Annotated in this window: 18 protein-coding genes and 1 pseudogene; 10 read left to right on the forward strand and 9 right to left on the reverse strand. The window is 70.4% G+C overall.

Going from position 1 to position 19,173, the window contains the following annotated elements:
• Nucleotides 1–8: 8 nt before the first annotated feature.
• Genes SSMG_RS17345 through SSMG_RS17355 form a run of 3 tightly spaced genes read left to right on the forward strand, consistent with a single transcriptional unit; the run spans nucleotide 9 to nucleotide 3,497 of the window.
• On the forward strand, nucleotides 9–854 hold the full coding sequence (locus SSMG_RS17345; RefSeq protein ID WP_009077946.1) for an IclR family transcriptional regulator: 846 nt from the start codon (nucleotides 9–11) through the stop codon (nucleotides 852–854).
• Nucleotides 855–867: 13 nt separating this feature from the next.
• A complete protein-coding gene (locus tag SSMG_RS17350) occupies nucleotides 868–1,821 on the forward strand; it encodes an AAA family ATPase (RefSeq protein WP_009077948.1) in 954 nt (317 codons plus the stop codon).
• Entirely contained in the window at nucleotides 1,818–3,497 is a 1,680-nt protein-coding gene (locus SSMG_RS17355) for a cobalt chelatase (protein WP_037713993.1), read from the forward strand. Before SSMG_RS17350 ends, SSMG_RS17355 begins: the two co-directional genes overlap by 4 nt.
• Here SSMG_RS17355 and SSMG_RS17360 read toward each other — a convergent pair.
• From SSMG_RS17360 to ald, 5 genes are all read right to left on the reverse strand, one after another.
• Nucleotides 3,494–4,933: a sodium:solute symporter gene (locus SSMG_RS17360; protein ID WP_037713994.1), complete on the reverse strand. Its 1,440-nt coding sequence runs from the start codon at nucleotides 4,931–4,933 to the stop codon at nucleotides 3,494–3,496. The two genes, SSMG_RS17355 and SSMG_RS17360, sit on opposite strands and share 4 nt — an antisense overlap.
• Nucleotides 4,927–5,175: a DUF3311 domain-containing protein gene (locus SSMG_RS17365; RefSeq protein ID WP_037713996.1), complete on the reverse strand. Its 249-nt coding sequence runs from the start codon at nucleotides 5,173–5,175 to the stop codon at nucleotides 4,927–4,929. Before SSMG_RS17365 ends, SSMG_RS17360 begins: the two co-directional genes overlap by 7 nt.
• Nucleotides 5,172–6,836 (reverse strand): amidohydrolase, encoded by a 1,665-nt coding sequence (locus SSMG_RS17370; RefSeq protein WP_009077953.1) that lies wholly within the window; start codon nucleotides 6,834–6,836, stop codon nucleotides 5,172–5,174. Before SSMG_RS17370 ends, SSMG_RS17365 begins: the two co-directional genes overlap by 4 nt.
• A gap of 107 nt (nucleotides 6,837–6,943) precedes the next feature.
• Nucleotides 6,944–8,407 (reverse strand): PLP-dependent aminotransferase family protein, encoded by a 1,464-nt coding sequence (locus SSMG_RS17375; RefSeq protein WP_009077954.1) that lies wholly within the window; start codon nucleotides 8,405–8,407, stop codon nucleotides 6,944–6,946.
• Between the two features lie 93 nt (nucleotides 8,408–8,500).
• Nucleotides 8,501–9,616, reverse strand: coding sequence for an alanine dehydrogenase (gene ald, locus SSMG_RS17380; RefSeq protein WP_009077956.1), 1,116 nt, complete (start codon nucleotides 9,614–9,616; stop codon nucleotides 8,501–8,503).
• Between the two features lie 204 nt (nucleotides 9,617–9,820).
• On the opposite strand from ald, the gene SSMG_RS17385 reads away from it, so the two are divergent.
• Nucleotides 9,821–10,810: a phosphotransacetylase gene (locus SSMG_RS17385; RefSeq protein ID WP_009077958.1), complete on the forward strand. Its 990-nt coding sequence runs from the start codon at nucleotides 9,821–9,823 to the stop codon at nucleotides 10,808–10,810.
• Complete coding sequence (locus tag SSMG_RS17390) at nucleotides 10,807–11,484, forward strand: phosphonatase-like hydrolase (RefSeq protein WP_009077960.1); 678 nt, start codon at nucleotides 10,807–10,809, stop codon at nucleotides 11,482–11,484. Before SSMG_RS17385 ends, SSMG_RS17390 begins: the two co-directional genes overlap by 4 nt.
• Before the next feature lie 14 nt (nucleotides 11,485–11,498).
• On the opposite strand, the gene SSMG_RS17395 is transcribed toward SSMG_RS17390, so the two are convergent.
• Nucleotides 11,499–12,062 (reverse strand): TetR/AcrR family transcriptional regulator, encoded by a 564-nt coding sequence (locus SSMG_RS17395; protein ID WP_037714000.1) that lies wholly within the window; start codon nucleotides 12,060–12,062, stop codon nucleotides 11,499–11,501.
• A 74-nt stretch (nucleotides 12,063–12,136) separates the two neighbouring features.
• On the opposite strand from SSMG_RS17395, the gene SSMG_RS17400 reads away from it, so the two are divergent.
• The gene (locus tag SSMG_RS17400; protein WP_009077963.1) at nucleotides 12,137–13,315 is read left to right on the forward strand and encodes an FAD-dependent monooxygenase; all 1,179 of its coding nucleotides are present in this window, start codon (nucleotides 12,137–12,139) and stop codon (nucleotides 13,313–13,315) included.
• A 19-nt stretch (nucleotides 13,316–13,334) separates the two neighbouring features.
• On the opposite strand, the gene SSMG_RS17405 is transcribed toward SSMG_RS17400, so the two are convergent.
• The 3 genes from SSMG_RS17405 to SSMG_RS17415 all read right to left on the reverse strand — a co-directional run bounded on the left by SSMG_RS17405 (nucleotide 13,335) and on the right by SSMG_RS17415 (nucleotide 15,845).
• Nucleotides 13,335–13,973 (reverse strand): cysteine hydrolase family protein, encoded by a 639-nt coding sequence (locus tag SSMG_RS17405; RefSeq protein WP_009077965.1) that lies wholly within the window; start codon nucleotides 13,971–13,973, stop codon nucleotides 13,335–13,337.
• A 73-nt stretch (nucleotides 13,974–14,046) separates the two neighbouring features.
• Nucleotides 14,047–14,973, reverse strand: a complete 927-nt coding sequence (locus SSMG_RS17410) for a LysR substrate-binding domain-containing protein (protein WP_037714007.1) — start codon at nucleotides 14,971–14,973, stop codon at nucleotides 14,047–14,049.
• Nucleotides 14,974–15,008: 35 nt separating this feature from the next.
• Complete coding sequence (locus SSMG_RS17415; protein ID WP_037714009.1) at nucleotides 15,009–15,845, reverse strand: alpha/beta hydrolase; 837 nt, start codon at nucleotides 15,843–15,845, stop codon at nucleotides 15,009–15,011.
• A 155-nt stretch (nucleotides 15,846–16,000) separates the two neighbouring features.
• Between SSMG_RS17415 and SSMG_RS17420 the strand changes: the two genes are divergently transcribed.
• From SSMG_RS17420 to SSMG_RS17435, 4 genes and pseudogenes are all read left to right on the forward strand, one after another.
• Nucleotides 16,001–17,458: a 2-hydroxymuconic semialdehyde dehydrogenase gene (locus SSMG_RS17420; protein ID WP_009077971.1), complete on the forward strand. Its 1,458-nt coding sequence runs from the start codon at nucleotides 16,001–16,003 to the stop codon at nucleotides 17,456–17,458.
• Entirely contained in the window at nucleotides 17,455–18,189 is a 735-nt protein-coding gene (locus tag SSMG_RS17425; RefSeq protein ID WP_050788211.1) for a 2-keto-4-pentenoate hydratase, read from the forward strand. The genes SSMG_RS17420 and SSMG_RS17425 overlap by 4 nt, the downstream gene beginning before the upstream one ends.
• Before the next feature lie 2 nt (nucleotides 18,190–18,191).
• Nucleotides 18,192–18,618: pseudogene (locus SSMG_RS17430) on the forward strand (RidA family protein).
• The gene (locus tag SSMG_RS17435; protein WP_037714010.1) at nucleotides 18,615–19,139 is read left to right on the forward strand and encodes a 3-hydroxyanthranilate 3,4-dioxygenase; all 525 of its coding nucleotides are present in this window, start codon (nucleotides 18,615–18,617) and stop codon (nucleotides 19,137–19,139) included. Before SSMG_RS17430 ends, SSMG_RS17435 begins: the two are co-directional and overlap by 4 nt.
• Nucleotides 19,140–19,173: the final 34 nt, after the last annotated feature.

Here is a 19,173-nt window from a genome sequence, read left to right on the forward strand (position 1 = left end):
TTCGGAACGTGAGTGAGTTGCGGAAGACCAGCGCCGTGGAACTCGTGCGCGAGCCGGACGGCGCGGGACTCGACGGAGACACCCCGACCATGCGGCTGTTCTCGCTGCTCGAGCTGATCGCGGCGAAGGACCAGCTGGTGACGCTGCAGAGCCTGGTCGAGGAGACCGGCCTGCCGAAGCCGACGCTGCACCGGATGCTGCAGCAGCTGGAAGGCGCGGGCCTGCTCGTGCGCCAGGCCGACGGGCGGCATTACGGCACCGGCGACCGGCTGCGCCGCCTCGCGGAGAACCTGCTGCTCAACGCCACCCACCACGGCGCGCGGCGCGCGGTGCTCAACCACCTGGTCGACGAGCTGGGGGAGAGCTGCAACATCACCGCGCTGTCCGGCAGCGAGATCGTCTACCTCGACCGCGTCGAAACGCCCGAGCCGCTGCGGTTCTACCTGCGGCCCGGTTCGCGCGTGCCGATCCACTGCTCGGCCAGCGGCAAGATCATCCTCTCCCAGATGAGCCCGGCGCAGCGGCGCAAGCTGCTCGCGCACGCTCCGCTCAAGCAGTACACCCCCAAGACCGTCACCGATCTCGACGCGCTGGAGGAGGAGTTCGCCCGCATCCGGCGCGACGGATTCGCCCTCGACGACGAGGAATTCCTGCCCGGGCTCGTGTGCGTGGCGGTGCTGGTGCCCAGCCGCACCGGGCGCTCCAACCTGGCGGTGGCGGTCCAGGCCCCGGTCATGCGGCTCACCGCCGACAAGGCTTTGCAGGCGCTTCCCGCGTTGCAGCGGGCCGCCGAAGCGATCAAGGAGGTCGAGGCCGAGGGGGCGGCCGACGACGCCGACAGCATCCCGTCCTGACGGAGGTCTTCCGATGAACCCGTTGTCCGGCAACCGTCCCGCCGGCCCCGATGCCCGGATCGCCGTGCGCGACGCGTTCGGTCTCGACTCGGCCATGACCGTCCCGTGCTTCTCCGAACCCGACGAGCACGTGCCCGAGATCGATCCGGCCTACCGGTTCAACCCGGACGTGACGCTCGCGTTGCTGGCCGGGTTCGCGCACAACCGGCGCGTGCTCGTGCAGGGCTTGCACGGCACCGGCAAGTCCACGCACGTCGAACAGGTCGCGGCGCGGCTGAACTGGCCGTGCCTGCGCGTGAATCTCGACGGGCATCTCAGCAGGCTCGACCTCGTCGGCAAGGACGCGGTGGTGCTGCGCGAGGGCAAGCAGGTCACCGAATTCCGCGAGGGCATCCTGCCGTGGTCGCTGCGGCGGCCGACCGCGCTGATCCTCGACGAGTACGACGCGGGACGGCCGGACGTCATGTTCGTCATCCAGCGGCTGCTCGAGCGGGACGGCAAGTTCACGCTGATCGACAGCAACACCGTGCTGCGCCCGCATCCGGGGTTCCGGCTGTTCGCCACCGCCAACACTGTCGGGCTGGGTAATCTGAACGGGCTTTACCACGGCGTCCAGCGGCTGAACCACGCACAGATCGACCGGTGGAACATCGTCGCGGCGCTCGATTACCTGGCGCCGGAAGAGGAAGCCGCGATCGTGCGGGCGCGCGTGCCGCGGCTGTCCGGGCAGTTCGCCGAGGCGATGGTGGCGGTGGCCGGGCTGACCCGCGAGGGGTTCCGCGCCGGTGACCTGTCCGCGTTGATGTCGCCGCGCACGGTCATCACGTGGGCGGAGAACTGCGAGATCTTCGGCGACCCGGCGCTCGCGTTCCGGCTGACGTTCCTCAACAAATGCGACGAGGCCGAACGGCCGGTCGTCGCGGAGTACTTCCAGCGCTGCTTCGACCTGGAGCTGGCCGCGGCGTGAGCACGCCCGAGACCCGGCGGCGCCAGCAGGTCGAGGAACTGTCCGCGGCGGCGATCCGGGCGGTCAGCGGTTCGCCGGACGCGCATTTCCGGGGCGGGCGCCTGCATCGCGGCACCCGTCCGGTGCCGATGCCCGCTCCGCATCTGCGCGCCGAAGACGAGGACGTGCCGTCGTTCCGCGGCGCGGCGGACGGCATGGCGCTGCACCTGAGCCGGTCCGATCGCGAGCTGCACAAGCGGTTGCGGCCGGACGGCGGTGTTGAGCGGCTGTTGTTCGAGCTGCTGGAGCAGTTCCGGGTGGAGTCGCTGGTACCGGCTGGTTTGCCTGGCGTGACGGCGAATCTGCGGCGCCGGCACGAACGCTGGTCGCTGTCTGCGCACCACAATGGACTGACCGAGACCGCGCGCGGTTTGCTGATCTACACCGTCGCGCAGGTCGCGCGGGCGCGGATCACCGGCGAGCCGGTCGTGGAGGAGACCGAGGACCTGATCGAGGCGACCCGGGCGGCGATCGCGCCGATGCTGGGCGCGCAGCTGGCCGGGCTTCGGCGGAACCGGGCTGATCAGGCGGCGTTCGCCGAGCACGCGCGGGCGCTGGCCGAGGCGGTCGCCGGGTTGCTGGAGCCGGAGAAGCCCGAAGACGACGAGGACCAGGAAGACCCCGCGGCGTACGCGCTGCTGCTGGATTTCGACGACGAAACCGGCAGCGAGGAAGGCGGTGCCGCGGGTATCGGCGACCACAAAGGACCGGTGGCGGCCGGGCAGTATCGGGTTTTCACCACCGCCTACGACCGCGAGGACCGGGCGGGACCGTTGGTGCGGCCGGAATTGCTGCGCGAGTTGCGGGAACGGCTTGACGCCCGGGTCGCGAAGCAGGGCGTCAACGTGGCTCGGCTCGCCCGGGAACTCACGGCGGTGCTCGCGGAGCCGGAACGGTCTGGCTGGGACGGTGCGCAGGAGGAAGGCCAGATCGACGGCCGGGCGCTCGCGCGGCTGATCGCGACGCCCGCGGACCATCGGGTGTTCCGGGTCGAGCGCACCGAACCGGTCGCCGACGTGCTGGTCACGTTCCTGATCGACTGTTCGGGTTCGATGAAGGCGCACCGGGAAACCGTTGCGGTGCTGGTGGATCTGTTCGCTCGCGCGCTCGATCTCGCCGGTGCCAGTTGCGAAATTCTCGGCTTTACCACTGGTGCGTGGCACGGCGGCCGGGCGCGGCGAGACTGGATGCGCGCCGGGCGGCCGAAGCACCCGGGGCGGCTCAACGAGCGTCGGCACCTGGTGTTCAAGGACGCGGCGACACCGTGGCGGCGCGCGCGGCGGGACGTCGCGGCGTTGCTCAAGGCTGATCTGTTCCGCGAAGGCATCGACGGTGAAGCGTTGGCATGGGCGGCGGAGCGGGCGCGCGCGTGCGACGTGCGGCGGCGGCTGGTTTTCGTGTTGTCGGACGGAAGTCCGATGGACGGGGCGACCGTGCTGGCCAACGAGGAGCGTTACCTCGATCGCCATCTGGTGCAGGTGGCGGACGGGCCGGAGCGGAGCGACACGGAGGTGTACGGCATCGGGGTCGGACTTGATCTCAGTGCGTATTACCGGCGCAGTCTGGCCTTGGATGCCGCGGAAGGCACGGGGTTCCGTGCCTTCCGCGAGATCCTCGGCCTGATCGCCCGCCGCTAGCCCGCGGGTTGCGCGACCGGCGCGGCCCCGGCCGGTTCGTTGCGCTCCAAGGCAATCGGAGACCGCTTCGTGCCCGGAGCGAGCAGGCTCCAGCCGAACACGATCACCAGGTTGACGCCCATCGAAACCAGCCCGGGGTTGAGCCCGCCGAGCTTCACGCCGGTGACGTACAGGACGACCGCGGTCACCACGCCGACCACCATTCCGGTCGCGATCGCGGCCGTGCGGACCCGCCGGGCGAACAGGATCGCCAGCCAGCCCGGCACGACCTGGGCCAGCAGGTTGTAGGTCAGGTTCAGCACGGTGAGCATGAGCGTCGAGGCGGTCAGCGTGAGCACAGCGGCGAGCACCAGGAACACCGCCACCGCCACGACCGTCCAGCGCCGTTGGGCCGCGGGCCGGACGTTCGGGGCCAGGTTGCGGCTGACCATGCCGCCGATCGCCAGCGCGGTCGCGGACAGCACCAGCACGCCGGACAGCGCGGCGCCGGCGGCTACGAGACCGAGAACCGGTTCCGGGAGAAGGCCTTTCGCGGTCACCATGAAGACCGTGTTCGGGTTCTTCAGGCCGGGGTGCTGCTTGAGCCCGTAGTAGGCGGCGAAGACGAGGAACGGGTAGATCAGCATGTACAGCGGCATCCACACCGTCGAACTCTTCACCGCGCGCTCCGAACGCGCCGGGAACACGTACGCGCCGCCGAAGCCGAGGTAGAAGACCACGCTCTGGAACAGGATCGTGGTCATCGCGAACCACAGGTCCTGCCCGCCCATCGTGGTCTGCGCCCTGGCCAGCGCCTCCGGGCCGGTCACGCCGGACGTGCCGCCGGCGACCAGCACCGCGGCGAGCCCGACGAGCACCACGCCGAGCAGCATGAACGCGTCCTTGAGGATCGACACGAACGCGGGGGAGCGGATGCCGGACACGGCGATGTAGGCGAACGCGATGACCCCGGCCAGCAGGACGCATTGCACCGGCGTGAGTTTCAGCCCGAGGTTGCTCAGCACGACTTGCAGGCCGATGAACTGGTACTGGCCCCACGGCACGAGCGCGATCAGCATCGTGACGCAGGTGATCAGTTCCAGCGTCCGGCTGCCGTAGTGGCGGCCGAAGACGTCCGGGACGGTCATCGCGTCGTGTTTGCGCGCGGCGCGCCAGACCAGCGGGGCGAGGAAGTAGCCCAGCGAATAGGCGAGCAGGATGTAGCCGAGGAACCAGATCCCGTAGCTCGCGCCGTGCGCGTAGATGCCGCTCGGGAAGCCGATCATGGTGCCGATGCTGTACACCTCGCCGACGGCCAGGAAGTACAGCAGCCACGGCGGGAACGAGCGGCCGCCGACCAGGAATTCGGAAATCCCGCCGCCGCGCGACGAGCGGCCGGCCCACAGGGCCAGCAGGATCGACAGTCCCATCACGACCGCGACGATGAGAATCAGCATTCCTGGTCCTCCTTGACGACGGTCTCGGCGGGCGTGTCGGCCGGGTAGTGCCGGCGGTCGAAGAACCGCCAGCTGATCCACAGGCACAGGGTGGTCAGCGGGAAGCAGAGGAACATCCAGAAGAACACCAGCGGGAACCCGGCCACCGTCGCGGGCGAGCCCGCCACCAGCGGGATCCCGCCGAGGATCGCGACCGCGGGGATGCCGAGGCCGATGCACAGGCTCGGCCAGCTCCGGATCATCGGACGCCTCCCGTCGCGGCCGGATCGCGTTGCCAGACCAGCTGTCCGCCGATCACCGTGGCGTCGACGGTCAGGTCGCGGATCCGGCTCGGGTCCACTGTGGTCGGATCCTCGGACAGCACGATCAGGTCCGCGAGCTTGCCGATTTCGAGGCTGCCCTTGATTTCTTCCTCGCCGGCGAGGTAGGCCGCGTCGATGGTGTAGCCGCGCAAAGCGGCTTCCACGTCGATCGCCTGTTCCGGCCCGAGGAGCTGCCCGCTGCTGGTCTGCCGGGCGACGGCGCACCAGATGCCTTCCAGCGGCGGCACCGGCGTGACCGGGGTGTCCGAGTGGAGTCCGAAGTGGATTCCGCGGGAGCGGGCGGACGCGAGCGGGCTGATCCGGCGGGCGCGTTCCGGGCCGAGGAAGACGTCTCGGTGCCGGTCGCCCCAGTAGTAGACGTGCTTGATGAAGAACGACGCGGCGATGCCGTTTTCGGCCATCCGGTCGAGCTGGTCCTCGCGCGCGGTCTGGCAGTGTTCGATGCGGTGGCGGCGGCCGGTGCCCTCGGGGGCGCCGAGGCGGGCGTAGCCGTCGATGATGGCGTCGATCGCCGCGTCGCCGTTGCCGTGCACGGCGACCTGCCAGCCCGCGGCGTCGAGCGCGGCGATGCGGCGGGACAGGTCGTCCGGTTCGAGCAGCATCATGCCGTGTTCGCCGGGATCGCAGGTGTAGCCCTCGGCCAGGCAGCCGGTGCGGCCCTGGATCGAGCCGTCCGCGACGATTTTGATTCCGTTCATGGTGAATCCGTCCGGATTGGACGGATCGGGCGGTTCGGGGGCGCCTTCGGCGAGGCCGGGAAGGAGGGTGTGGAAGAGGTAGCCGTGGATGCGGGTGCGCAGCTTTCCGGCTCGGGTCAGCATGCGGTACGCGGCCAGTTCCTGTTCGCCGCCGATCAGGCCGATTCCCGTGTCGTGCACCGAAGTGACGCCGTTGCGCAGGTACTCGGCGTCGGCGAGCTGGAGCGCCGCGGCCAATTCGTCGGGGCCTTGCGCGGGCATCGCGGAGTTGACCAGGAACGCCGCGGTCTCGATGAGGAGGCCGGTCGGTTCGCCGCGTTCGTCGCGCGCGATGGCTCCGCCGGGCGGGTCCGGGGTGGCCGCGGTGATGCCGACGGCTCGCAGCGCGGCGGAATTCGCCACGGAGAAGTGGCCGGTCACGTGCGTGAGCAGGACCGGGTTGCGCGGCGACGCCGGGTCGAGGTCGTGCCGCGTCGGATGCCGGTTGTCGGCGAGAAGCGTGTCGTCGTAACGGAAACCCTTGATCCATTCGCCGGGGCCGAAGTCGCGGGCCGCCTGCCGGACGCGGCCGGCGATGTCGCTGATCCGGTCGTTGGGCGGGCTTCCGGCGTCGACCGGGGCGGCCAGCGCCATCCCGAAGAACGACGGATGGTTGTGCGACTCCACGAAGCCCGGGACGACGGTGCGTCCGGCCAGGTCGAGCACCGTCGTCCCGGGACCGGCGAGGGCGGCGATCGAGCGGTCGTCGCCGACTTCGGCGATCCGGCCGTCGCGCGCGGCGAGCGCGGACGCCCGCGTCCCGCCTCGGTCCAGGGTCAGCACCGTGCCCCCGAGCACCACCAGGTCGGGGGCCGGACGAGCGGATACAGCGGGTTCGCCCACGATAGGACCTCCTTGTCCACGTGTCCTGCCCCCACGACAGTGCCGGGGGAGCTGGTCCGCGAACAGGTCCAGAAAGCGATCCGCGCATGGGTCCAGCGCGGGTCCGGTCAGCTGTCCAGCAGTTCCCGGCAGAGGTCGCCGAGCAGCCGGATGCCCGGGTCGATCGCGGACGGCGGGGTGGCGGAGAACCCGATGCGGAAGTGGTTGCGCGGCGGGTCGTCGCCGAGGAAGAAGATGTCGCCGGGTTCGATGAGCACACCCAGTTCTTCCGCGCGTTCCACCAGGACCCGGCAGTCCAGTTCGGACGGTCCGGACATCCACAGGCTGACGCCGCCGGGCGGGTACGGGCCTTGCGTCCACGGCAGGTACTCGGTGACCGCGGCGGTGGTGGCGGTCCACTTGCGCATCAGCTTCGTGCGGTAGCGGCGCAGCGAGCGGTGGTACTCGCCGCTTTCGATGAGCAGCGCCAGCGCCCGCTGCAGCTGGCCGGGCGGGTGGCGCAGGACGTAGCGGCGGGCCTCGCGCAGCGCGCGCACCAGTTCCCGCGGCCCGACCAGGTAGCCGAGGCGCAGGCCGGGGGAGAGGAATTTGGAAAACGTGCCGAGGTAGACGGCGTCGCCGGTGTTGTCGAGGGCTTTCAACGCCGGGGTGGGGCTGCCTTGGTAGCGGAATTCGCTGTCGTAGTCGTCTTCGACCACTACGGTGCCGGAGGCGGCGGCCTGGGCGAGGAGCTGGCGGCGGCGGCCGATGCTGAGGGTCGCGTTGGTCGGGTGCTGGTGGCTCGGGGTGAGGTAGAGGAGGTCGATGCCGTCGAGCGATTCCGGCGGTTGCAGGCCGCGGGAGTCGACGTCGATCCCGGTCACGCGGGCGCCGGTGCGGAGGAAAATGTGCCGCGCGTCGAGGTATCCGGGGTTTTCGATGGCCACGACCTGGTCCGGGCCGAGCAGCACGCGGCCGAGCAGGTCGAGGCCCTGCTGCGAGCCGACGGTGATGAGCACTTCGTCCGGGTCCGCTTCGATGCCGCGGGTGGTGAGCAGCTGGCGGCAGACCATCTCGACCAGCATCGGGTCGTCGGAGCCGACGCTGTCCTGGAGGCTGTGGAAGACGTGCGGCCGGTAGAGGGCGTCGCGGAGGCAGCGCGTCCAGGACCGGGCCGGGAACGCGGTGATGTCGACCTGCCCGGCGAGGAACGGGTACGGATAGCTCGCCCAGTCGGTGCGCTTCTCGATGTGGGCGACCTCGGCGTCCGGGAACCGGCGGACGCGGCCGGCCCAGTCGATCCGCGATTCTGTGTCCCGCGCCTCGACCGCGCAGTGCGGGCGCATCTCGCCGTTGACGAACAGTCCGCTGCGCTCGCGGCTTTCCACGTACCCCTCGGCGACCAGCTCCTGGTAGGCGAGGTTGATCGTGTTGCGGGAAACGCCCAGTTCGACGGCCAGTTCCCGCGAGCTGGGCAGCCGGCGGGCCGGGTCGAACGTGCCGATGGCGATCCCGTGCTCGATCGCCCGCCGGACCTGGCGGTACAGCGGTTCGTCCGACGAGCGGTCGATCTCGATCAACGTGCGGGGCAACTGCGCTCTCCCAAGTGGCCGGCGTGCAGCGGGGTGGGCTGAAACGTAACTCGCGGCGGTCGGTTTTCCCACCCCGCGCCACGCCGGGGCGGCTCAGGCCAGCGCGTCGGCGACGTCGGTGAAGTCCAGGCCGTGCGCCCGGGCGACCGGCTCGTAGGTCAGCGCCCCGGCCACCGTGTTCACGCCGCCCCGCAGTTCGGGCGTGTCCTGCACCGCGGTGCGGAGGCCCTTGTTCGCGATCTCCAGCGCGTAGGGGAGCGTGACGTTGGTGAGCGCGTGCGTGGAGGTGTGCGGGACCGCGCCCGGCATGTTGGCCACGCAGTAGAACACCGATTCGTGCACCCGGAAGGTCGGGTCGGCGTGGGTCGTCGGGCGCGAGTCCTCGAAGCAGCCGCCCTGGTCGATCGAGATGTCCACGAGCACGCTGCCCGGCTTCATCCGCGACACCGTCTCGTTGGACACCAGGCTCGGGGCCTTCGCGCCCGGGACGAGCACCGCGCCGATGACCAGGTCGGCCTCCAGCACCGCCTGCTCGATCGCGAACGAGTTCGCCGCGGCGGTGCGGATCCGGCCCTGGTACATCCGGTCGGCGGCGCGGAGCTTGTCGACGTTCTTGTCGAACAGCACGACGTCGCCCCAGGTCCCGGCCGCGACCGCGACCGCGTTCATCCCGGCGACGCCCGCGCCCAGCACGACCACGCGGGCCGGCGGCACGCCCGAGACGCCGCCGATCAGCACGCCGCGCCCGCCGTTGACGCGCATCAGCGTCTGCGCGCCGACCTGCGGGGCCAGCCGTCCGGCTACCTCGCTCATCGGGAACAGCAGCGGAAGGGAGCCGTTCGGCAGCTGGACCGTTTCGTACGCCACCGACGTGGTGCCCGCGTCGAGCAGGGCCTTCGTGCAGGGCTCGCTCGCGGCGAGGTGCAGGTAGGTGAACAGCAGCTGGTCGGAACGCAGCCGGTGGTACTCCTCGGCGACCGGCTCCTTGACCTTCAGCACGAGGTCCGCGGTGCCCCACACGTCGTCCGCGTGGTCGAGCAGCTTCGCGCCGGCGGCCGTGTAGTCCTCGTCGCGGATGGACGAGCCTTCGCCCGCGCCGCGTTCCACGAAGACCTCGTGGCCGGCCGAGGTGAACTCGTGTACTCCGGCCGGCGTCGCCGCCACCCGGTATTCGTGGTTCTTGACCTCGCGAGGCACACCGATCTTCATCGCCTGCTCCCATCTGCCGTGTGTGGTGCGGTCGAGAGTGCGGGACGGCTGGCCACCGCGAAAGTGCCAGAAACCGCTCGGTCGACGGGTCCAGATCTTCTTCGTTCTGGACCCGTCAACGGGCACTGTTCTGGCTCTGTCCCCTGGGGCCAGGTGCCGAGATCCTGCTCGGGGAGCACTGCCGTCCGCGAGGGAGTTTGCGAGATGACCATGGCCCCATTGGCCGAGACCTGGCGGGAACGCGTCGGCGACGCCCGCCCGCGGATCGCCCTCGCCGACGGCGCCGATCCGCGCGCTGTCACCGCGGCCGCGCATCTGGTCGACCGCGGCGTGGTCGAGCCGGTCCTCGTTGGTTCGTCCGCGGAGATCGCTGCAGTGGCAGGAGAGCTTGGCGTTGCGGTGCCGCCCACTTTGGACACTGCGGTTCTGGCCGCTGACGACGCTGTCCTCGCGCGGTTGGCTACGGCGTTTCCGGACCGGGTGGAGAACGTTCGCACCGATCCGGTCGCCCTCTCCGCCGCGCTTCTCGCGCTGGGCCGGGTGGACGCGTGCCTGGCCGGGGCGACGCGGCCGACGTCCGATGTGCTCCGGGCTGGCCTGCGGATTGTCGGCCTCGCTCCTGGGGTGCGGACGCTGAGCAGTTGCTTCCTGATGTTGTTGCAGGACGGCCGATCGCTCACTTTCGCCGACTGCGCAGTGGTCCCCGAGCCGGACGCGAATGCGCTGGCCGACATCGCGGTCGGCGCGGCTTCCACGCACCGCGCGCTGACTGGGACCGAGCCCGTCGTGGCGATGCTTTCCTTTAGTACGCAAGGCAGTGCCAAGCATTCCGCGGTGGACAAGGTTCGCGAGGCGACTTCGCTGGTGCGGGAACGGCTGCCGGGCGTGGCTGTGGACGGGGAATTGCAATTCGACGCCGCTGTGGTGGATGCGGTCGGGGTGGCGAAGGCACCGCGGTCGACTGTCGCCGGGCGGGCGAATGTCTTGGTGTTCCCCAATCTTGACGCGGGGAACATCGCGTACAAGATCGCCGAACGGCTCGGCGGGGCGACCGCGCTGGGCCCGATTCTGCAAGGCGTCGCGGCGCCGCTGCACGACCTGTCGCGCGGCTGCAGCGCGGCCGACATCGAGACGATGGCCCTGATCAGCGCGGTGCACGCGGTGACCGGGCGGGAAGTGGAGGGGGTTCGATGACGCGAGCGGTGGAGCTGGTCGTGCTGGACATGGCAGGCACGACGGTCCGAGACGACGGCGCGGTCGAGGCGGCCTTCTCGGCGGCCCTGGAGGCGGTCGGGGTGCCCGCGGATTCGCCGGAGCGCGAGGACGTGGACGCCTACGTTCGCGACACTATGGGGCAGTCGAAGATCGAGGTCTTCCGGGCGCTTTTTCCCGCGGATGGTGTGGCGGAGAAGGCGAATCGGGTTTTCGAGAAGGCTTTCGCTGCGCAGGCCATTGAGGTCGCCGCGCCTCTTCCCGGTGCGGAGGAGGCGATCGACAAGCTGCGGGCACAGGGGCGTCGGGTGTGCCTGAGCACGGGTTTCTCGGCCCGGACGAGGGACGCGTTGCTGCGGCGGCTCGGGTGGACGGAGCTGGCGGATCTGGTGGTGTGCCCGGCGGACGCGGGAGGGCGGGGCCGCCCGTTCCCGGACATGGTGCTGACCGCGGTGCTGCGCTTGGGAATCACGGACGTGCGCGCGGTCGCGGTGGCGGGGGACACCGGGTTCGACATGCTGACCGGCCGCCGGGCGGGGGCGTCAGTGGCGGCTGGGGTGCTTACTGGGGCGCATGACGAGGCGACTTTGCGGGCGCACGGGGCTACGCATGTGCTGGGATCGGTGGCGGAGTTGCCGGCGATTCTTGAGCACTAGCACGGCATTGCCGGTCAGCCGGGAGGAGCCACCGCAGTAGCGATCAACGCCCGTGCCGCGATCTCGATCCTCTCCTCGTCCCCCGTCACGATGCGGTCCAGGCACAGGCCCCGCAGGCCTGAGATCAGCAGGCTCGCCCGGGCGGCTGCCTCGGGTTCCGGGTAGCCCAGTTTTCGGTACACCGGCACCAGCGGGTCCACCATCGCCGTGATCGCTTCCCTCGCGACCGTCAGGTATCGCTCCGGCTGGGTCGGGGCCAGAGCCAGCACCTGGAAAAGGATGTGGATCGGCCGTTGCTGGCGGCCTCGGGTGATCGCGTGCCACAGGGCGTGCGCCGCGGCCTCGAGGGATTTCTCGTCGTGCACCGAGTGGAACAGTTCGGTGACGTCCGGGCGGCTCGCGGCCAGCGCCTCGGTGATCAGGTTTTCCCGGCTGCCGAAGTAGTACAGCAGCATCCGTTTGCTCGTCCCCAGCGCCTCGCCCATCGGGGCCAGCGACAGGTCCGCGAGGCCGTGCGTCGCCAGGTAGTCCACGGCTTGCTGCAGCAGTTCGGCGCGGCGGCCGGTTCCGGAGTCCACCCCTTGACTGTACCGATCGGTACGTCGTACCGTCCAATCGTGTACCGATCGGTACACAGGGTGAGGAGGGGCTCATGACGGTGGCGATCGTCGGCGGCGGGATCGGCGGGCTGACGCTCGCGCTCGCGTTGCGGGAGCGCGGGATCGGCGCGGAGGTGTACGAGCGGTCGGCCGAGCTGCGGGAAGTCGGGGCGGCGGTGGCGTTGGCCGCCAACGGGTCCCGGGTCCTCGAACGGCTGGGGTTGCGGGACGAGCTGGCCGCGTGTTCCGCCGTGCCGACGGAGCTGGTGTACCGGCATTGGCGGGGCGGGCACCGGGTGGTCGCGTATCCGGTCGGCGATGCTTACGAGGAACGGTTCGCCGGGCCGTATCTCGGGGTGCATCGGGCGGATTTGCAGCGGATCCTCGCTGGCGCGTGGGGCAAGGTCCGTCTTGGCCGGCGGGTGACCGGGGTGGTCGCGGACGGGGCGCGGTACCGGCTCGAGTTCGCCGACGGGACAAGCGAAACCGCGGACGTGGTGGTGGGCGCGGACGGGGTGCATTCGACGGTTCGCGCGTGGGTGGACGACACGCCGCGCGCCCGGTACTCGGGGGCCAGCGGGTTTCGCGGGCTGGTGCCGGTGGAACAGCTGCCGTCGCTGCCGGACGCGGGGGCGATCCAGTTCTGGATGGGGCCGGGCGGGCATCTGCTGCACTACCCGATCGGCGACGGGTCGGTGGTGAATTTCCTTGCCGTGCTGGACGAACCGGCGGCCTGGGAGGGGGAGTCGTGGACCGAGGACTTTCCCCGGGAGCGCATCGCCGCCGCCTTTGAGGGCTGGCATCCGGCGGTGCGCGAGATGGTCGGCGCGACGACGTTGCCTCAGCGATGGGGATTGTTCGGCCAGTATCCGCTCAACCGCTGGCATCGCGGCGGAGTGGTGTTGCTCGGCGATGCCGCGCACGCGATGCTGCCGCACCACGGGCAGGGCGCGAACCAGACAATCGAGGACGCGGTGACGCTTGCCGAATGCCTCGCGCGGGATTCCCGCGAGGCGGCGCTCGCCCGGTACGAGAAGCTTCGGCGGCCGCGGACCCGGGCGGTCCAGCGGAGTTCTTGGGTGGCGAACGCGTTGCTGCATCTGCCGGACGGTCCGGCGGCGGACGCGCGGGACCTCGCGCTGGGGCGGATCGGCGAGACGCTGGAGTGGATCCACGCGCACGACGCGGTGTCTTTGGCGGCGGCCTCGCCGGCGCGTGCGGAGTCGTCGTAACGCGCCTCCGCGGGTGGGGTCAGGGTTTCGTGGCGAGGGCGGTGAATTCCGCGCTCGTCAGCACGTCCGCAGTGGACTGAGCGAGCACGACCAGCGTGGCCGCGTGCACCTCCGCGGCGGACATCGCGCCGTGGCCCAGGTCGGGATGGTCGTAGGTCGCGCACGCGTCGGACAGGACCGCGGTGCGGAAGTCGCGGAACATCGCGTCGCGGATGGTGGCGTGGACGCAGTCCTCGGTGGTCACTCCGGTGGCGACCAGGGTGTCCACACCGCGTCCGCGAAGCTGCATTTCGAAATCGGTGCCGTAGAAGGCGCTGTAGCGGTGCTTGAGGATCAGCGGTTCGTCCGGGCGGCGGTCCACTTCGGAATACAGCGCCGCGCCGGGCGTGCCCTCGATGAGCGCGGCGCCGGCCGCGATCGGCGGGTACAGGTCGGCGAACCGGCCCATGTCGGAGCCGTCGGGGCGGTGGACGTGCGCGGTGAAGAACACCGGGATGCCGGCGTCGCGGCAGAACCGGACGGTGTCGTTGAGGGTGGGGATCATGGCGCGTCCGGCCGGGGATTCCAGCGGGGCGCCGGGGGCCAGGAAATCGTGCTGCATGTCGATGACGACCAGCGCGGTGCGGGCCGGATCGACAGTGGACAAGCGGTAACCCATGGAAGCTCCCTCCGCGGAGGTCCATGAAGTATCACGGTTTGTCGTCGGTCGTCAAGAAAACGGCAGAGAGGCGTCAGGCGTCTTCGATCTGCGCGGCGACGGTGTGCAGGGATTCGATCAGCGCCTGGGTGGCCGGGTTCAGCCGGCGTCCGGCGGCGAGCGTCAGGCCGACGCTGTGCCCGATGTTCTCCAGCGGCGTCGGCAGCGTGACCAGCCGCGGGTCGTCCATCCCGAGCAGACCGGGGAGCGCGGCGACCATCGCGGTTTCGGTGAGCAGCTGCCGCACGGTGAGGAACGACGTCGCCTCGACGCGGTTGGCGGGCAGGTCGAGGCCGTGCTGGGCGAAGAGGCTTTCCAGTTCCTGGCGCAGCATCGTCTCGGTGCCGGGCACGATCCACGGGAACTCCGCGAGATCCTCCAGCGACACGTTCTCGCGCGCGGCGAGCGGGTGGTGCGCGCCGGCGACCACCCGGATCGACTCCTGGTACAGCGCCCGCCGTCGCGTGCCTTCCGTGCCGGGGCCGCTCAGCCTGCCGACGATCACGTCCACCCGGCCCGCGGTCAGCTCCACGAGCAGCGACTCCGGCGTGCCCTCCCGGACGACGACGGTGACCAGCGGGTGATCTTCCTTCAGGTGCGCGATCGCCCGCGGCAGCAACAGGTTCGAGCCCGCGAGGTGGATGCCGGCGACGACTCGGCCGCGCGTCGCGTCGGCGATTTCCACGACGTGTCGCGCGGCATGGGTCAGCTGGGCGAGCACGGCGCGCGCGTGTTCGGTGAACGCGGTCCCGAATTCGGTCGGCGTGATCCCGCGCGGCCCGCGTTCGTAAAGCGGCACGCCGAGGATGGCTTCGAGGTCGTGCAGTCCGCGCGTGACGACCGGCTGCGTGACGTGCAGCGCGGCGGCGGCGCCCACGACACTGCCCTGCTCGGTGAGGGTGTCCACCAGAACGAGGTGCCTGAGCTTGAGCCGGCCGTCGAGCAGGCGGGGCATCTCCATTCCGGCGACATTACTGTCCGGAGCGGCTTCCGTCGTCACGAGCGGGCGAGCCGGACCAGGGCCCGGCTGAGCGCCGAGTGCGGGTCGGCCAGGTCGAGGAAGACGTCGAAGTGGTTGCGGCCGGGCACCTCGGTCAGCGAACTGGAGCCGGGCCAGTGCGCGTGGAAAGCCTTGCTCTGCCGGTGGAATCCCGCGGCTTCGTGTTCGGCGACCGCTACGTGGAGCGGCGCGCGGCCGGGCGGCAGCAAGATCGGGCTGAGGGCTTCCGCGCGCGGGGTGTCCAGGTTCAGCCACGCGTTGGCGAACGAGCTGACGAGCGGGCGAAGGTCGAAGAGGCCGCTGATCGTCATCGCGCCCTTGACGACGTCCGCGGGCAATCCGGCGGCGTGCTGCCATTCGGCGACGGCGGTCATCGCGGCGAGGTGCCCACCGGCTGAGCTGCCGACGACGTGGATGCGCTCCGGATCGAGGCCGTGCTCGGTGCCGTGCTGATACACCCAGGCGACGGCGGCGCGGACCTGGCGCACGATCTCGTCCAGCGGTGCGGCGGGAGCGAGCGTGTAGTCGGGTACGACGCTCGCGATTCCGGCGTCGGCCAGCACCCGGGCCGGAAACGCGGTGTCGTGGCGCGAGAGCATCCGCCAGTAGCCGCCGTGGACGGCGAGGACGACGGGGCGCAGCTGTCCGGGGGCGATGCCCCAGACATCCAGCCGTTCGTCGCTGTGCGGGTCGAAGGCCAGGTCAGCGACGCCGTCCAGACCGGCGGTGGCGGATTCGGAGGCGGAGCGGTAGCGGGCCATCGCGGCTTCGAACTCGGCCTCGGTCACCGTGGCCTGCGCGCTGTAGTCCCGATCGACGTTCGGATCGCTCACGCGGTCATCCTTCGCCGCTGCTGCCATGCCTGGCCAATGCTCATTCTGGCCGAGGCTATGCCCGCCGAGGCATGGCCAAGGCATGTCCAGCCGGCTATGGGAGCGGCGGCAAAGAGCATTGGCCAGGCATTCCGGACGTCCCTACGGTCAGTTTCATGGCTGCGGAACTCCACAACGTCGTCGGCGGGACCCGGGTCGCCGGGCGGCGCACCTTCGAGAAGATCGATCCGGTCGACGGGTCGCTCGTCGCGCACGTCCACGAGGCGGGGCCGGACGTGGTCGACGCCGCGGTGGCGGCCGCGCGCGCCGCGCTGGACGGGCCGTGGGGGCGCGCTTCGGTCGCCGAGCGCACCGCCTTGCTGCGCCGGATCGCCGACCGGATCGAGGAGCGCTTCGAGGACTTCGTCGCCGCGGAGGTCCGCGACACCGGCAAGCCGGAGCAGCTGGCGCGCGACCTGGATGTGGCGCGGGCGGCGGCGAACTTCCGTTCGTTCGCGGACACGGTCGCGGCGGCCGGTCTCGATTCGTTCCTGACCGATCTGCCCAACGGCCGGAAAGCGCTGAACTACGCGGTGCCGAAGCCGCTGGGCGTGGTCGCGGTGATCGTGCCGTGGAACCTGCCGCTGCTGCTGTTGACCTGGAAGGTCGCGCCCGCGCTCGCGTGCGGCAACGCGGTGGTGGTCAAGCCGTCCGAGGAAACGCCGTCGACCGCGACGCTGCTCGCCGAGGTGATCGCGGAGGCGGGTGCGCCGGACGGGGTGTATAACGTCGTTCACGGCTTCGGGCCGGACTCCGCCGGGGAGTACCTCACCGCCCACCGCGGCATCGACGGCGTGACGTTCACCGGCGAATCCCGGACCGGCTCGGCCATCATGCGCGCGGTCGCTCCGTCAGTCCGGCCGGTTTCCTTTGAGCTGGGCGGAAAGAACGCGGCGGTGGTGTTCGCGGACTGCGACCTCGAGAAGACCCTCGACGGCCTCGCTCGCTCAGTTTTCTTGAACACCGGCCAGGTATGCCTGTGCACGGAGCGGGTCTATGTCGAGCGATCCGTCTTCGACGCGGTCGCGAACGGGCTTGCCGAGCGTGCGAAAGCGTTGCGGCTGGGACGGCCGGACGATCCGGACACCACGACGGGGCCGTTGATCTCCCAACAGCACCGCAAGAAAGTCCAGTCCTATTTGGACCTCGCGGTGGCCGAGGGAGCGACGGTGCTGACGGGCGGTTCGGTGCCGGAACTCGGGCCGGATCTCGCGGGCGGATCGTGGATCGAACCGACGTTGTGGACCGGGCTCGACAACTCCGCGCGGGTCGTGCGCGAGGAGGTTTTCGGGCCGGTCGCGGCGCTGATCCCGTTCGACACCGAGGAGGAAGCGGTCCGGCTGGCGAACGACACCGACTACGGGCTCGCCGCCGCGGTGTGGACGACGAACCTGGAGCGCGGCCACCGCGTCGCACAGCAGATGCGGGTTGGGATGGCCTGGGTCAACACCTGGTATCTCAGAGATCTCCGCTCGCCGTTCGGCGGCGTCGGGCTTTCCGGCATCGGCCGGGAGGGCGGCCTGCACTCGATGCACTTCTACACCCAGCCGACGAATGTGTGCGTGCAGCTGTGACCACCGTCGAGGAACGCGCCGAACTGCTGGACCGCGCGACCGCCACCGGGCAGGCGATTCCGCAGCTCACCAGCGATGGACCGATGAGCCTGGACACCGCGTACGCCGTGCAGCACGCGGGAATCGCGCTGCGCGAAGGGCGCGGCGAGACGGTGGCCGGGGTCAAACTGGGCTTCACGAGCAAGGCGAAGGCCGAGCAGATGGGCGTCTCGGACGTGATCATCGGCTCGCTGACCGACCGCATGCGGATCGAGGACGGCGGGACCTTCGACGTGAGCCGCGGCGTGCATCCGCGGGTCGAGCCCGAGGTCGCGTTCCGGCTCGGCCCGGACGGCGAGCCGGCGGCCGTCGCGCCCGCGCTGGAGATCATCGACAGCCGGTACCGCGATTTCAAGTTCAGCCTGGCCGACGTGGTCGCGGACAACACCTCGGCGTCGGCGTTCGTGATCGGGCCGTGGACGCGGATCGACCAGCTGGCCGCGCTGGCCGTCGACCTGCTCTTCGACGGCGAGGTCGTCGCGAGCGGATCGACGGCGGACATCCTCGGCGACCCGCTGCGCGCGCTTCCCGCCGCACAGCGGATGGCGGCGGCGTACGGACATCGGCTGGGCGAAGGGTCGGTGCTGCTGGCCGGTGCCGCGACCGCGGCCGTCGCGCTGAAAGCCGGGACGCACGTCGAGGCCCGGGTCGCCGGGCTGGGCTCGGTTTCGGTTCGCACCAAGGAGGGATGAGCGTGGCGCAAGCCCATGTCGTCGCCGGGAAGGCGACGCCGCGCGGGCGGTTCCCGCACGTCAAGGTCGTCGGGGACCTGGTTTTCGTCTCCGGCACCAGCAGCAGGCGGCCGGACAACACGTTCGCCGGCGCGGAGGCCGACGAGTTCGGCGTGACCGCTTTGGACATCCGGGCGCAGACCCGCGCCGTGCTCGAGAACATCCGCGACATCCTGGCCGCGGCCGGACGCGGGGCTCGAAGACCTCGCGCAGCTGACCGTGTTCCTGGTGAACATGAACGATTTCGGCGGCTACAACGAGGTCTACGGCGAGTTCTTCGACGAGAACGGCCCGGCCCGCACGACCGTCGCGGTGCACCAGCTGCCGCATCCGCATCTGCTCATCGAGATCCAGGCGATCGCCCGGATCCCCGGCAAGGAGGAACGATGACCGCCATCCCGCCCGTGTTCGACTTCGCCCAGTGGATCGCCGACCACGAGGACGAGCTGAAGCCGCCGGTCAACAACAAGCAGATGTGGGCCCCGATGGGCGATTTCATCGTGCAGGTGGTCGGCGGGCCGAACCAGCGCACCGACTACCACCTCGACCCGTACGAGGAGTGGTTCTACCAGTACAAGGGCGACATGCACGTCAACCTGATGACCGAGGACGGCCCGCAGCGGGTCGACATCCGCGAGGGCGAGATGTGGATGCTGCCGCGGAACGTGCACCATTCGCCGCAGCGTCCGCAGGAGGGCTCGATCGGGATCGTGATCGAGCGCATCCGCGAGGAGGGGACGCTCGAGAAGTTCGTGTGGTTCTGCCTGGAGTGCGACGCGAAGGTGCACGAGGTGGAACTGCAGGTGCGCGACATCGTCGACGACCTGCCGCCGGTGTTCGAGCAGTTCTACTCGTCCGAGGAAGCCCGCACCTGCGGGGCCTGCGGCACGCTGCATCCCGGGAAGGGCTGAGCGTGCGCGCGATCGACGTCCACAGCCATTTCGT

This window comes from Streptomyces sp. AA4, from assembly GCF_000158875.1.
Classification (GTDB): domain Bacteria; phylum Actinomycetota; class Actinomycetes; order Mycobacteriales; family Pseudonocardiaceae; genus Amycolatopsis.